Here is a 13,604-nt window from a genome sequence, read left to right on the forward strand (position 1 = left end):
GAGCCCGGGCCACTCAAACGACCGTTTGAGTCCTCGCCACACCCTTCCCGTCGGCCGTCCTCGGTGCGCGTATGCGACGTCGACGCTACCTCGCCTCGGTCGCCGGTCTCGCCGCCGCCGGCGGCTGTCTCGGCCCGCTGTCCGCCGCGATGCCGGGCGACGGCGACGGCGGGCCGGCCCTCCCCGCGGACTGTCCGTCGTTCGCGGCGGACGCGGCGACGGTCTGCGTCGGCGACGACGCCGCGGCGACGTTCGCGCGCAGCGACGCGACCGTCGACGCCGGCGGCTCGTTCACGGCGACGCTGACGAACCGGGACGCCGACGCGGTCGGCCTGAACCCGTACGCGTGGACCGTCTACCGGCGGGACGGCGACGGCTGGACGCAGGTCGCGCCGGACGCGTTCGTCGAGCCCTGGCAGACGCTCGCCGGCGGCGAGTCCCGGACCTGGCACGTCCGCGTCGGGGACGCGAACGCGACGAGCGCCAGCGACGACGACGTCCACGTCGGGCCGCTGGACCTCGACCGCGGCGAGCACGCGTTCGTCGTGCTCGCGGCCGTCGACGGCGACCGCACGGAGTTCGTCGCGCCGTTCGCCGTCACGTGAGGCCGGCGGCGCCGCGGGCGTCGAACACGCACGCCTTTTGTCGCGGCCGCGCAACGCTCGGGTATGGATTCCGCGCTCGTCGTCGGCGGCACGCGGTTCGTCGGCCGCCACCTCGTCGAGGAACTGCTCGCGAACGACTACCGCGTGACCACGTTCAACCGCGGGAAACACGACGACCCGTTCGCCGGGGACGACCGCGTCCACCACGTGCAGGGCGACCGCACGGACCGGAAGGCCCTCCTCACCGCGAAGCGAGAGGTCGAGCCGGACGCGGTCTTCGACTGCGTGGCCTACCAGCCGCGGGACGTGGAGGCGGCGACGAACGTCTTCGGCGGCGTCGACGCCTACGTGTACGTCTCCAGCGGCGCCGCGTACGGCGCCGAGGACGTGCCCAAGCGCGAGGACGAGACCGAACTGGAGTCCTGTACGGCCGAGCAGGCGACCGACGACTCGCCGGCGACGTACGGCGCGCGGAAGGCCGCGGGCGACCGCATCGTCTTCGAGGCCGCCGAGCGCGGCGTGAACGCGATGAGCGTGCGTCCGCCGGTCGTCTACGGCCCCCACGACTACACGGAGCGCCTCGCGTACTGGGTCCACCGGGTCGCCGAGTACGACCAGGTCGTCGTCCCGGGCGACGGCACGAACCTCTGGCAGCGCGCCTACGTCGAGGACGTCGCGCGGGGCCTCCGCCTCGTCGCCGAGGAGGGGACGCCCGGGGAGGCGTACAACGTCGGCGACCGGAACGCGGTGACCCTGGACCGCATGCTCGACCTCGTCGCGGACGCGCTGGACACCTCGGTCGACCGCGCGTACACGAGTCCGCGAGAGCTCTCTATCGCAGACCTCGAGCCAGCGGACTTCCCGCTGTACCGCGAGTACCCCCACCTGCTGGACACCGCGAAGGTCGCCGACCTCGGCTACGAGTCGACGCCGCTCGAGGAGGCGATGCAGAAGACCGTCGACGCGCACCGCGAGCACGGCCGCACGGGCGAGGACGAAGGGCCGAGCCGCGAGGACGAGCAGCGCCTGCTGGACGTGCTCGGTACGGTCTGAGACGCAGTCTCTAGGCTCCCGAACTGTTTTCACGGGCGTCCCCGAAGACCCGGTAGAGCTGACCGATGACCCGGCTTCTCCGCGACTGACGGCGCCAATCGCCCCCGCGCCGTCGCAGACTCCGCGTACCGCGTTCGACCAGCAGCAGCCACACCACCGATGGAGATACGAGAAGCCACACCGGACGACGCACAGACCGTGAACGAGGAACTGCTCGAGCCCGGGTTCCGGGAGACCGCGGCCGTCGACCCCGAGTTCTCGGAACTCGACGAGGCGGGCGTCGCGGACGCCGGCATCGACCGCTGGCTGGACGACGCGGACCGCGTCATCTTCGTCGCCGAGCGGGACAGCGAACTCGCGGGTCACATCGCCGGCATCCGCAACGACAGCCCACCCATCTACGCGAGGGGACCGTACACGCACGTCGACGGCCTCTACGTGAAACCCGACTATCGCCGCGAGGGGGTCGCCTCCGCGCTGTTCGAGCGCATCGAGGCGTGGGCGCGCGAGCGGGACTGCGAGTACCTCGGCGTCTCCGCGCACGTCGACAACGAGGCCGCCGTCGCGATGTACGACGACGCCTTCGAGCGGAAGTACCTGAGCTACCGGCGGCCCGTCGGGGACGAGTAGACTTTTACTCGCGCCCCGGCGACGTACCCCCATGTTCGAGAAGTCGACGTGGATCCGCCTCCCGCGGAACGTCGTGGTCGGCCACGACGTGCTCGGCCAGGCGCGGGAGGTGGTCGTTGACACCCACCTCACGGGGCCGCCGCTCGTGGTGACGAGTCCGACGCCGAAGGACGTCGCCGCCGACCGCATCGTCGCGCAGTTCGCGGACGCCGGCGAGGACGCCCAGCTCGTGGTCGTCGAGGAGGCGACGTTCGACGCCGTCGAGGACGTCCTCGAGGCCGCGCGCGAGCTCGACGCCGGCTACCTCGTCGGCGTCGGCGGCGGCAAACCCATCGACATCGCGAAGATGGCCAGCGACCACCTGAACGTCGGGTTCGTGAGCGTGCCGACGGCCGCGAGCCACGACGGCATCGTCTCCGGTCGCGGCTCCGTGCCGGAGGGCGACAGCCGTCACTCCGTCGCCGCGGCGCCGCCGGTCGCGGTGGTCGCGGACACGGGCGTCATCGCGGACGCGCCCTGGGAGCTGACGACCGCCGGCTGCGCGGACATCATCTCGAACTACACCGCGGTGAAGGACTGGCGGCTCGCGAAGCGCCTGCAGAACGTCTCCTACAGCGAGTACGCGGGCGCGCTCAGCCAGATGACCGCGGAGATGCTCGTGGACAACGCCGGCTCCATCAAGCCCGAACTCGAGGAGTCCGCGTGGGTGGTCGTGAAGGCGCTGGTCTCCTCGGGCGTCGCGATGTCCATCGCGGGGTCGTCGCGGCCCGCCTCGGGCAGCGAGCACCTCATCAGCCACCAGCTCGACCGCATCGCGCCCGGGAAGGCCCTGCACGGCCACCAGGTCGGCGTCGGCTCCATCCTCGCGGAGTACCTCCACTCCGGCGAGCAGGGCGAGTGGCGCGCCGTCCGGGACGCGCTCGCGGCGCTGGACGCGCCGACGACCGCCGAGGAGCTCGGCGTCACCGACGAGGAACTGCTCGAGGCGATGACCTCGGCCCACGAGATCCGGGACCGGTACACCATCCTCGGCTCCGGCATCAGCGAGGACGCCGCCCGCGAGGCGGCGACGACGACCGGCGTCGTCTAGTTCTCGGCGTCCGGGGCGCCGGCCGTCGACGCGACGACGCGGCGGTCCAGCGTCCACAGCGCGAGGCCGCCGACGGACGCCTGCACGAGCAGCATGCCGCCGCGGTTGAGGACGAGCGCGGAGCCGAGGCCGACGAGCGGGTGCGGCGTGAGCGCGACGAGCAGCCCGCCGAGCGCGGCGTCGACGGGCCCGAGGCCCGCCGGCACCGGGACGGCGCGCGCGAACCCGGAGACGGTGACGGCGACCATGGCGACGGCCGGAGACACGACGACGCCGACCGCGAGCAGGCTGGCGTACAGGGCGACGACCCAGCACGCCCAGGTGGCGTGGGCGGCGAGCAGGACGCTCGCGAACCGCCCGCGGTCGGCGGCGAGGGCGCCCAGCGCCGCGAAGAACTCGTCGATGCCGTCCCGCGCGTCCGCCGCCGACACCGGTCCGTCGTAGTTCGGGGCGACGCGCGCGAGCACCGGGTGCGCGGCCTCCGTGACGCGGGAGACGGCGGCAGCGACCGGGCCGCGGTACGCGCTCAGCGCCGCCACGGCGGCGACCGCCGCGCCGAGCGCGACGACGAACAGGGCGACGGACTCGACGACGCCGGCCGGGTCGCGGCCGGCGACGCTCACGCCCGCGAGCCCGAGCGCGCCGACGACCGCGGAGGCCGCCATCACGACGAACTCCCAGGTGGTGACGCCGGCGAGCGCCTCGCTGACGCCGACGTCCCCGTGCCGGCTGACGGTGTAGGCGACGAAGCCGCCGCCGCCGACGTTGCCAGCGGGCACGAGGTTGCGGACGACGGCGGCGCCGAGGAACGCGCGGCGTGCCAGCGACGCGCGCTCGCTGTGGGCGTCGAATCCGAGCGCGAGCCGGGTGCCCTCGGCGCCGGCGAACAGCGCGAGCGCCGCGCCGACCGGCGCGAGCGCGAACAGCCGGAGGTCCGCGTCCCGGAGGTTCCGGAGGACGCCGTCCCAGTCGACGCCGTAGCGGAGGGCGGCGACGACCAGGGCGGCGGCGAGGACGCGGAACGCGACGCGGCGGCGGTCGACCTGCACGGGCCTACGTCTCCGCGCGCGACGAAAAGTGCCGGGGGTCCCGCAGGCGCTCGACGCGCCGGCCGACGGCGGGGTGGAGGGACACCGCGGCGACGACCAGCGAGCGGTCGGTCGGGACGAGGCCGCGGTCGGCGAGCGTCGCGAGCGCGCGCTCCATCGCCGCGGCGCCCACGTGCCGGGCGGCGTACGCGTCCGCGTCGAACTCCGTCCACCGGACGAGCGGGCCGGCCGCGAGCAGCAGCGCGCCCGAGAGGACGGCGGCGAGCAGGACGCCGTCGAGCACGCCGGTCGCCGCGAGGAACAGCGGCGCGAGCGCGAGGCCGGACGCGAGCAGGCGGCCGGCGACGTGGCGGCGGTGGTGGTGGCCGGCCTCGTGGGCGACGACGGCGGCCACGGCGTCGTCGTCGAGCGTGCGGAACAGCGCGTCCGTGACGAAGACGTAGCGGTACCCGGGGAGGAGGCCGGTGGCGACGGCGTTCGCGACGGGGTGGCGGTCGGTCTCGACGACGCGCACGCGGAGGCCGTCGGCGCACGCGGGCACGGCGGCGGCCTCGCCGGGGGCGGGGTCGCGGACTGGCCCGAAGTGGGCAGCGAGCGGCGGGAGGACCGCGACGACGAGCGCGGCGGCCGCGGCGACGGCGGCGAGCCCGGGGAGGCCGGGCGGCGCGGCGAGCCACGCGGCGACGACGACGAACGCGGGCGCGAGGACGACCGCCGCGAGCAGGAGGAACCGCCGCGTGGTCGCGGCGTACCGGGTGTCGGCGCCGGTGACGGCCGCCCACGCGGGCCGCGTCCCGAGGTGGACGGCGAGCGCGGGCAGGACGCCGCCGACGAGGACGGTGCCGCCGAGCGCGACGAGCACGCCGACGGCGTCGGGCCCCGGCGCGGCCGCGGCGACGGCGTCGTCGAGCCGCGAGTCCGTGGCCGCGAAGACGCCGGCGACGGAGACGACCGCCTGGAGGGCGCGGTTGGCGCGTCGCACGCGCGCCGCGGCGGTGACGCGGTCGGCGGCGCGGCGCGCGCCGACGCCGACCGCCCTGCTCGCCGCGTACGCGAGCGCGGGTAGCGAGAGGAGGACGACTGCGTGTATCACGGTGCGCGGAGGTTCGCGCGGCGGCACCAAAGCCCCGGTGGTCGCCGCGAGCGTCCGCCACCCGCGGGCGTACCTGCGGCCCGCGAGTGCGTCCGCGCGGACGGGCGGTCAGACGTGCTCGTCGAGGAAGTCGACGACCGCGCGGTAGGCCTCGATCTGGTTCTCGAGCTTGCTGAAGCCGTGGCCCTCGTCCTCGAAGACGAGCGTCTCGACGGGCACGTGCTCGCTGGCCACGTCCGCGATCTGTTCGGCCTCCGAGAGGGGGACTCGCGGGTCGTTCGCGCCGTGGAGCACCATGAGGGGCGCGCGGATCTCGTCGGCGTGGTTGATGGGGCTGATGGACTCGAGGAACTCGCGGTCCGCGGCGAGGCTGCCGTACTCGGCCTCGCGGTGGGCGCGCCGCCAGTCGCCCGTGTTCTCGAGGAACGTCACGAAGTTCGCGATGCCGACGACGTCGACGCCGGCCGCCCACAGGTCGGGGTACTCGGTGAGCGACGCCAGCACCATGAAGCCGCCGTAGGACCCGCCGTAGGCGACGACGCGGTCCGTATCGACGTCGTCCCGGGCGGCCAGCCAGTCGACGCCCGCCTTCCCGTCCCGCACGGCGTCCATGCGCTTGTGGACGTCGTCGAGTTCCATGTACGCGGTGCCGTAGCCCGAGGAGCCGCGGACGTTCGGCTCGAAGACCGCGTAGCCGTTGTTCGCGAAGTACTGGCGGAGCGCCGCGAAGTACGGGCGGCGCTGGGCGGCGGGGCCGCCGTGGAAGTCGACGACGACGGGGTGGGGGCCGTCGCCCTCGGGGAGGGTGAGGAAGGCGGGGACCTCGAGGCCGTCGAAGCTCTCGTAGCGGACGAGGTCGGGGTCGCGGAACGTCGACGGCGGGATGCCGGCCGTCGAGGCGTCCGTCCAGCGCTCGCTCGCGCCGGAGTCGACGTCGACCACGTAGACGTTCTTGTTCACGGTGGGCGCGGAGACGGCGACGGCGACGCGGTCGGCGTCCGCGTCGAAGCTCAGCCCGAAGACGACGCCGTCCGGCAGGTCGGGCGTGGGGTAGGGGTCGAGGCGGGCCGGGTCGCCGCCGGCGTCGGCGACCGAGAGTTCGCTGTAGCCGTCGACGTTCCGCACGTACGCCACGGCGGCGGCGTCGTGGTCGGCGACGACGCCGGAGACCGGCCAGTCGCCGCCGTCGACGACCTGCTCGAGGTCGCCGGTGTCGGCGTCGAGCACCGCGAGGTACGCGACGTCCGCGCCGCGGTCCGTGCAGACGTAGACGCCGTCGCCGTCGGGCGTCCACGCCACCGACGAGAACCGGACCGCGTCGTCGAACGGCGTGAGGTGCGCGACGTCGCCGGTGTCGACGTCGACCGCGTAGAGGTCGTGGTCGGAGCTGGAGTGGCTGTCGTGGAGCAGGAGGCGGTCGTCGCCGGGGCTCCAGCCCGCCACCGACACGCGCTCGAAGTCCTCGCCCGTCGCGACCAGCTCGGCGTCCGCGCCGTCGGCGTCCCGGTCCTGGACGTAGACGTCGAAGACGCCCTCGCTGCGGCGGTTCGCCGCGTACGCGACGCGGTCGCCGTCGTGGCTCCAGCCGCCGAACTGGTGTTTCGCGTCCGGGAACGCCGTCAGCGCGACGTCCTCGCTGCCGTCCGCGGCGAGCCGGCGGAGCTGCCAGAACTCGTCGCCGCCGGCGTCGGTCCCGTAGACGAGCTCGTCCCGCGTCGGCGAGAACGACGCGAACGCCACGCGCTCGTCGCGGAACGTGAGCTGGCGGGGCCACGACCGGGGTTCGTCGAGGCGCCAGACCTGGCTGGTGCCCGTGGCGTCCAGCAGGAACGCGAGTTCGCCGGACGGGCCGAACGACGGCGCGCCCGCGTTCCGGACGTTCAGGTACCGCTCGATGTCGTAGGCCATGCCGGCCCTCCGCCCGCACCGCGGTTAGCCCTTCGGGTGGCGGCACGCGCGTTCCGGGACCGCACGCGTTCGGCAGTCTGGCTCGCGTTCGGCAGTCTGGCGCGAACGGAACCGTTTTTATCCGCGTGTTCCGTGGCGGCGTGTATGCGCGTGGCGTTCGTCTCGGAGACGACCGCCCACCACGTCGACGCCGACGACGTCGACCGCCTCCACTCGCTGGCCGACGCCCTCGTGGAGCGCGGACACGACGTCCACGTCCTGTGTGCGCAGTGGTGGGAGGGGCAGCCGGACTCGTTCGAGCACGACGACGTGACCTACCACGCCGTCGCGGACGAGCGCGGCCAGCGGTGGTTCGCCGCGAGGGCCGCCCTCCTGCTCCGGCGGCTCGCGCCCGACGTCGTCCACGCCACCAGCCGGACGCCCGGCCACGTCTACGGCGCGCGCTGGGGCGGCGTGCTCGCCGGCGCGCCCGTCGTCTGCGAGTGGTACGACCAGCACGACGCCGCGGACGGCCTCAGGGGGCGGGCGTACCGGTACGCGGCGCGGAAGCCGAGCGTCGTCGTCGCGCCCTCCCGCACGGTGAAGACGAGCGTCCGCGAGTGCGGCGCGAACGGCGGCGACGTCCGCGTCATCCCGACCGGCATCGACTTCGAGGCGATCAGGCGCGCCGTCCCGGGCGACGGCGGCGACATCGTCTTCAGCCGCCGCCTCGACGCGGACGCGAACCTCGAGTCGCTGTTCCTCGCGCTCGCGGAGTTCCGCGAGTACGACTGGAACTGCACCGTCGTCGGCGACGGCCCCGAGCGCGAGAGCTACGAGCGGCAGGCCCGGGACCTCCGCATCGCCGACCGCGTCGACTTCGCCGGCGAGATGAGCGTCGACGAGCGCGCCGCGGTGTTCAAGAACGCCCACGTCTACGTCCACACGGCCGAGCGGACGTCGTTCGCGCTCGACCTGCTGCGCGCGCTCGCCTGCGGCTGCGTCGGCATCGTGGAGTACCACGCCCAGTCGAGCGCACACGAGCTCGTCGAGCAGTACGACCGCGGCTTCCGCGCGACCAACGACGAGGAGATCACGGAGTGCCTGGCCGCGGCCGGCGGCCTCGAGCGGAAGGCCGTCGACGAGACGTTCGCCGACTACGACCGCGAGCGCTTCCTCGACCAGTACCTCGACGTCTACCGGGACGCCCAGGAGCACGCCGGCCTGCTCTGAGCGGGCGGCCCGGCGACACTCAGCCGGACGCCGCGAGGCAATCGGCCACCGCTCACACCGACGCCGTCAGCCCGCCGTCGACGCGCAGGTTCTGGCCGGTGACGTAGCTCGCCTCGTCGGAGAGCAGGTACGCGACGGCGTCCGCGATCTCGTCGGCGCGGGCCGCGCGGCCCATCGGGATGCGCTCGCGGGTCTCGTCGTCGACGTCCCAGGTGTCCACGAACCCTGGCTGGACGGAGTTCATGCGCACGCCCTCGCCGGCGTACTGGTCGGCGAACAGCTTCGTGAAGCTGCCGAGACCGGCGCGCAGCACCGACGACACGGGGAACGCCGCGGAGGGCTCGAACGCGGAGAACGTCGAGACGTTCACGAACGCGCCGCCGTCGTCCTGCTCGACCATCACGGGCGTCGCGAGGCGCGCCATCCGGATCACGTTCAACAGCACGAGGTCCATCCCCTCGTACCAGTCCTCGTCGCTGACGTCGAGGAGGTCGCCCGACGCCGGGTGGCCGGTGTTGTTCACGACGGCGTCGACGCGGCCGTAGCGCTCGACGGTCGTCTCCACGAGCGCCGCGAGGTCCTCCGGGTCGGTCACGGAGCCCTCGAAGCCGTCGCCGCCGACGTCCTCGGCGACGGCGACGGCGCTCCCCGACGGCGACAGCAGGACCGGCACGTAGCCGTCCGCCTCGAGTCGCCGCGCGCACGCCTCGCCGATGCCGCTGCCCGCCGCCGTCACGATGGCCACTCGCTGGTCGGTCACGTGTGACTGCCAGCACTTGCGCGAGCGTAAGTGTACCGCAGGCGGAGCCGACCGCTACGCGTCGCGGTCGGTCCCGTCGTCGGTGGCCTCGGCGACGCGGACGGCGGCGGCGTTCTCCGCGACGTCGTGGACGCGCACGACGTCCGCGCCGCGCTCCACCGCGAGCGTGGTGCCGGCGACGGTGGCGTAGCCGCCGTCGTCCGGGTAGCGGTCGACCGCGCCGAACATCGACTTGTGGCTGTGGCCGACGAGCACCGGACAGCCGAGCGCGTGGAGTTCGTCGACGCGGTCCAGCAGTTCGAAGTTCTCCGCGGCGGTCTTCCCGAACCCGAGTCCGGGGTCGACGACGATCTTCTCCCGCGGGAGACCGGCTTTCTCCGCGAGCAGCACGCGCTCGGTGAGTTCGTCGAGCACGTCCTCGACGACGTCGTCGTAGTGGACGTCCTCGTCGGGGTCGACCGGAGCGTTGACGGAGTGCATCACGACCAGCGGGACGTCGTGTTCGGCGGCGACGAACCGCATCTCGGGGTCCTCGAGGCCCGTGACGTCGTTGAGGACGTCCGCGCCCGCCTCCAGGGCCGCGCGCGCGACCGCGGCCTTCCGCGTGTCCACCGAGACCATCGCGTCGAGGTCGCTGACGCGCTCGACGACCGGGACGACACGGTCGATCTCGTCCTCGACGGGGACGGGGTCGGCGCCGGGCCGCGTCGACTCGCCGCCGACGTCGACGATGTCGGCCCCGGCCGCCACCATCTCCTCGGCGCGCGCGACGGCGTCCTCGACGGCCTCGTACTCGCCGCCGTCGTGGAAGCTGTCGGGCGTGACGTTCAGGATGCCCATGACCGCGGTGCCGTCCTCCCAGGGGTAGCCGTGGGTCGCCGGCTCGGTCTGGATGCCGAGGGTCTCGCGGAGTTCCTCGGCGAACACGGCGAGCCCGTACGGCTGGCCGTCGAGCTTCTCGCAGAGGCGCTTGAACTGCGCGAGCGTCCCCATCAGCACCGCGTCCAGGTACCCCCGCGTCTGGGAGTTCAGCCCGGACAGCGAGCACTCGCCGCCGAGGCTCAACAGCTCCTCTTTGAGGTACTGCGCCTGGCGCTTCTGGACGCGCGTCTTCACGACGCGGTGGACTCCCTTCCCGCGCATCCGCCAGACGCCGGGCGGCGTGACGTGCGCGCCCTCCAGCACGTCCCGGGCGTCCGCGAGGTCGTCGACGTCCTTCCGGACGTTCGCGCGCGTCCAGCGCTTCCGGGCCTCGGCGACCGCGAACAGCGACCCCGTGACGAGCACGAGGTCGTCGGCGTCGGCCGCGGCGAGCGCGTCCTCGACCGCCGACTCGACGGACCGCGTGACGGTGGCGTCCGCGCCCGCCTCGCCGAAGACGGTGGCGAGGACCTCGGCGTCCTCCGCGCGGTCGCTGTCCGGTTCGCACGCCCACACGCGGTCGGCCGGGAGCGCGGCGGCCATCCCCCGGTGGTCCTTGTCGTGCATCGCGCCGAACACGACGTGGAGGTCGTCGTAGTCGAACTCGGCGAGCGTGGCCGCGAGCGCGTCGCACGCCCCGGGGTTGTGCGCGCCGTCGAGCACCGTGAGGGGGTCGGTGTTCATCACCTCGAAGCGCCCCGGCCAGTACGCCTTCCGCAGGCCCCTGGCGAGCGTCTCCTCGTCGACGGCCGCGACCTGGCGGGCGAGCGCGGCGGCGACCCCGGCGTTCTCCGCCTGGAACGCGCCGAGCAGCGGAATCCGGGCGTCGACCGCCCAGCCGTCGCCCGACAGCGACACCGCCGCCTCCGTGTGGTTCGTGCGGCCCTCGTAGGCGACGCGGACGTCGCGGTCGGCGCCGGTGCCGACGGTCACGACGCCGCCGGCCTGCTCGCGGACGGCCGCGAGCGCGTCGCCCGCCGTCGCCGTCACGAGCGGCGCGTCCGCCGGCGCGACGTGGGCCTTGTCGCGGGCGATCTCCGCGACGGTGTCGCCGAGCACGCCCGTGTGCTCGAGGGTCACCGACGTCACCGCGCTCGCGACGGGGTCGACGACGCTCGTCGCGTCGAACTTCCCGCCGATGCCGACCTCGAGGACGGCGACGTCGACGTCCCGGCGGCCGAACTCCCAGAGCGCCATCGCGGTCACCACCTCGAAGAACGTCGGAGCGTCGCCGTCCGCGGCGCGCTCGTTCACGCGCGGCCGCACCGCCTCGACGAAATCCGTCAGCGCGTCCTTCGAGAGCTTCCGGCCGTCCACGGTGACGCGCTCCCGGACGTCGTCGAGGTGCGGCGACGTGTACAGGCCGACCTCGAGGCCGGCCTCCCGGAGCACCGCCGCGAGCTGGCGCGCCGTCGACCCCTTCCCGTTCGACCCCGCGACCTGCACGTACCGCGGGCCCTCGTGGGGGTCGCCGAGCGCCGCCAGCAGGTCCGCCGTCGAGTCCGTCCCGGGCTTCGGGCGGTAGCGGCGGAGGTCCAGCAGGAAGTTCGCCGCCTCGTCGTAGCGCATACGTGCACCGAGCGGGGGCCGCCGCTTTAGACTGTCGGACCCGACAGCGGCGCCGCCCGGACGCGAGCGGCCGGTCGCCGCCGCGCGGGGAGTGCGCGGGACGGCACCGGGATACGTCAAATCCGCGTTTGTCCGTTGCCAACCGATTTGCCCCCGGGCGGTGACCGACGACCATGGAACGACGACAGTTCCTCGCGTCCGCGTCCGCCGCAGTCCCGCTCGCCCTGGCGGGCTGTCTCGGCGGGCAGGACGACGACCCCTCCACGACGACCGAACCGGACGACACGACCGGCGAACCGACGACCCGGCCGACGACCGAGCAGCCGACCGAGGACGGCCCGCTGTCGGTGGGCGAGACCGCGTCCCTGTCGGGCGACCGGGCGCTGGGCGTCGAGGGCGTCGACGCGTCCGCGTTCGTCCTGACGCGCGGCAGCGGCGCGGACGCCGTCCACGCCGTCGAGGGCGAGCGCTACGTCCGCGTGACGTTCGCGCCAGACGGCGTCGACGACTACGAGTCGTTCGTCGCCGAGCACTGCACGCTCACGGTCGACGACGAGACGTTCGACGACCCCGTCTTCCCCATCGGCGGCGGACAGGTGCAGTTCGAGGCGGCGTACTCGGTCCCGGCCGACCTGACGCCGTACACGGCGAGCGTCGACGTCGACACCGGCGACGCCGCCGCCACGTGGGCGTTCGACGCGCGCGACGTGGAGGCCGTCACACAGAGCGTCGACTACGAGGTCGGCGACCTGTCCGCGCCCGACTCGGTGCCCGCCGGCGAGAGCTTCACCGCGGAGCTCCCCGTCGACAACGGCGGCGACGAAATCGAGTTCCACGCGGCCGTGCGGGGCACCGCGAACGCGCCGCTGCGGGTCTCGGAGACGCTGCCCGGCGGCGAGGAGACGACCGTCGAGGTCGACGCGACCGCGCCGGAGCGGTCCGGCGACGACGACCAGACCGGCGTCGAGGTCGGCTTCGAGGTCGCCGTGGACTTCGGCCACGGGGAGCGCTCGGCGACCGTCGACTACGAGTGACAACGGTTCCCAAAAACGGCCGTTTGTGCCTCCCGAACTGATTTGATATGTCGGGGGCAACGAACGGGTGGAGCGCCACCGGCCCTCCAGCGTCCCCACGCGGTGCCGCCCCCACGGAACCCAACCAGTCTGTCGATCCCCGCTGGCGCTCCACGCGACTCCCCCTCCCCGTTCCCCATCCCCCCACCCGCCCGATTCACTGGCAGCGACAGGTCCGACCGCGGACACGCGCGGCGGAAGCACCGACAGTCAGCAGCCGACCGCGGACACGCGCGGCGGAAGCGCCCACAGTCAGCAGCCGACCGCGAACGCCCGCGGCGGAAGCGCCGGCTACCAAAGACCGACCGCGAACACGGCCCGGTATGGCAGAGGAGACCACGAGCGCCGAGTCCGTCTCGCGCGCCGTCGCCGCCGACCGGCCGAACGAGCTCGCCAGCGACCTCCGCGAGGGCGACGTCGACGTCCGCGTCGGCAACAAGGAGATCACGCTGTCGCCGCCGGACAGCGTCAACTACCGGGTCCGCGTCGTCGAGAAGTCCGCGCTGTTCCGCGGCCGCCGCGAGACCGTCCAGGTCACGCTCGACTGGCGACCGGAGTGACAGCCCAGAGCCCGGTCCCTCGCGTGCGCGACGCCGCGACTGCCGGAATGCCGTTGCTAGCACGACGCCGCGACTGCCGGG

The 13,604-nt window shown here is 73.9% G+C and carries 12 protein-coding genes; 7 read left to right on the forward strand and 5 right to left on the reverse strand.

The genetic code is table 11. From position 1 onward, the window contains the following. Positions 1-71 precede the first annotated feature (71 nt). The 4 genes from U5911_RS01165 to U5911_RS01180 all read left to right on the forward strand — a co-directional run bounded on the left by U5911_RS01165 (position 72) and on the right by U5911_RS01180 (position 3,378). Complete coding sequence (locus U5911_RS01165) at positions 72-605, forward strand: hypothetical protein (RefSeq protein ID WP_336034569.1); 534 nt, start codon at positions 72-74, stop codon at positions 603-605. Positions 606-668: 63 nt separating this feature from the next. Beyond that, positions 669-1,658, forward strand: coding sequence for an NAD-dependent epimerase/dehydratase family protein (locus tag U5911_RS01170; RefSeq protein ID WP_336034571.1), 990 nt, complete (start codon positions 669-671; stop codon positions 1,656-1,658). A 159-nt stretch (positions 1,659-1,817) separates the two neighbouring features. Further along, positions 1,818-2,288 carry a GNAT family N-acetyltransferase gene (locus tag U5911_RS01175; protein ID WP_336034573.1) on the forward strand — a complete coding sequence of 157 codons (471 nt, stop codon included), beginning with the start codon at positions 1,818-1,820 and terminating at the stop codon, positions 2,286-2,288. Positions 2,289-2,319: 31 nt separating this feature from the next. After that, complete coding sequence (locus U5911_RS01180) at positions 2,320-3,378, forward strand: NAD(P)-dependent glycerol-1-phosphate dehydrogenase (protein ID WP_336034574.1); 1,059 nt, start codon at positions 2,320-2,322, stop codon at positions 3,376-3,378. Here the strand turns inward: U5911_RS01180 and U5911_RS01185 are convergent. From U5911_RS01185 to U5911_RS01195, 3 genes are all read right to left on the reverse strand, one after another. After that, on the reverse strand, positions 3,375-4,427 hold the full coding sequence (locus U5911_RS01185; RefSeq protein ID WP_336034575.1) for a lysylphosphatidylglycerol synthase domain-containing protein: 1,053 nt from the start codon (positions 4,425-4,427) through the stop codon (positions 3,375-3,377). The genes U5911_RS01180 and U5911_RS01185 overlap by 4 nt on opposite strands. 4 nt (positions 4,428-4,431) lie before the next feature. After that, positions 4,432-5,520 (reverse strand): M48 family metallopeptidase, encoded by a 1,089-nt coding sequence (locus U5911_RS01190; protein WP_336034576.1) that lies wholly within the window; start codon positions 5,518-5,520, stop codon positions 4,432-4,434. A gap of 108 nt (positions 5,521-5,628) precedes the next feature. Beyond that, positions 5,629-7,428: a S9 family peptidase gene (locus U5911_RS01195; protein ID WP_336034578.1), complete on the reverse strand. Its 1,800-nt coding sequence runs from the start codon at positions 7,426-7,428 to the stop codon at positions 5,629-5,631. A gap of 144 nt (positions 7,429-7,572) precedes the next feature. On the opposite strand from U5911_RS01195, the gene U5911_RS01200 reads away from it, so the two are divergent. Further along, a complete protein-coding gene (locus U5911_RS01200) occupies positions 7,573-8,640 on the forward strand; it encodes a glycosyltransferase (protein ID WP_336034580.1) in 1,068 nt (355 codons plus the stop codon). Between the two features lie 52 nt (positions 8,641-8,692). Here the strand turns inward: U5911_RS01200 and U5911_RS01205 are convergent, their stop codons facing one another. Together U5911_RS01205 and folP are read right to left on the reverse strand one after the other, a co-directional pair. After that, a complete protein-coding gene (locus U5911_RS01205) occupies positions 8,693-9,400 on the reverse strand; it encodes an SDR family oxidoreductase (protein WP_336034582.1) in 708 nt (235 codons plus the stop codon). 54 nt (positions 9,401-9,454) lie between these two features. After that, positions 9,455-11,890 (reverse strand): dihydropteroate synthase, encoded by a 2,436-nt coding sequence (folP, locus tag U5911_RS01210; RefSeq protein WP_336034584.1) that lies wholly within the window; start codon positions 11,888-11,890, stop codon positions 9,455-9,457. Between the two features lie 173 nt (positions 11,891-12,063). On the opposite strand from folP, the gene U5911_RS01215 reads away from it, so the two are divergent. Both U5911_RS01215 and U5911_RS01220 read left to right on the forward strand, forming a co-directional pair. Next, on the forward strand, positions 12,064-12,924 hold the full coding sequence (locus tag U5911_RS01215) for a hypothetical protein (protein ID WP_336034585.1): 861 nt from the start codon (positions 12,064-12,066) through the stop codon (positions 12,922-12,924). Between the two features lie 362 nt (positions 12,925-13,286). After that, the gene (locus U5911_RS01220) at positions 13,287-13,523 is read left to right on the forward strand and encodes an amphi-Trp domain-containing protein (protein WP_336034586.1); all 237 of its coding nucleotides are present in this window, start codon (positions 13,287-13,289) and stop codon (positions 13,521-13,523) included. Positions 13,524-13,604: the final 81 nt, after the last annotated feature.

Origin of the sequence: Halobacterium yunchengense, assembly GCF_037031165.1 — an archaeon.
GTDB lineage: Archaea > Halobacteriota > Halobacteria > Halobacteriales > Halobacteriaceae > Halobacterium > Halobacterium yunchengense.

Excerpts from the sequence above, each read along its gene's own strand:
- U5911_RS01200 (WP_336034580.1), top strand. The coding sequence starts at position 7,573 with ATGCGCGTGGCGTTCGTCTCGGAGACGACCGCCCACCACGTCGACGCC.
- U5911_RS01195 (WP_336034578.1), bottom strand. The coding sequence starts at position 7,428 with ATGGCCTACGACATCGAGCGGTACCTGAACGTCCGGAACGCGGGCGCG.
- U5911_RS01215 (WP_336034585.1), top strand. The coding sequence starts at position 12,064 with ATGGAACGACGACAGTTCCTCGCGTCCGCGTCCGCCGCAGTCCCGCTC.
- U5911_RS01165 (WP_336034569.1), top strand. The coding sequence starts at position 72 with ATGCGACGTCGACGCTACCTCGCCTCGGTCGCCGGTCTCGCCGCCGCC.
- U5911_RS01175 (WP_336034573.1), top strand. The coding sequence starts at position 1,818 with ATGGAGATACGAGAAGCCACACCGGACGACGCACAGACCGTGAACGAG.
- U5911_RS01220 (WP_336034586.1), top strand. The coding sequence starts at position 13,287 with ATGGCAGAGGAGACCACGAGCGCCGAGTCCGTCTCGCGCGCCGTCGCC.
- U5911_RS01170 (WP_336034571.1), top strand. The coding sequence starts at position 669 with ATGGATTCCGCGCTCGTCGTCGGCGGCACGCGGTTCGTCGGCCGCCAC.
- U5911_RS01180 (WP_336034574.1), top strand. The coding sequence starts at position 2,320 with ATGTTCGAGAAGTCGACGTGGATCCGCCTCCCGCGGAACGTCGTGGTC.
- folP (WP_336034584.1), bottom strand. The coding sequence starts at position 11,890 with ATGCGCTACGACGAGGCGGCGAACTTCCTGCTGGACCTCCGCCGCTAC.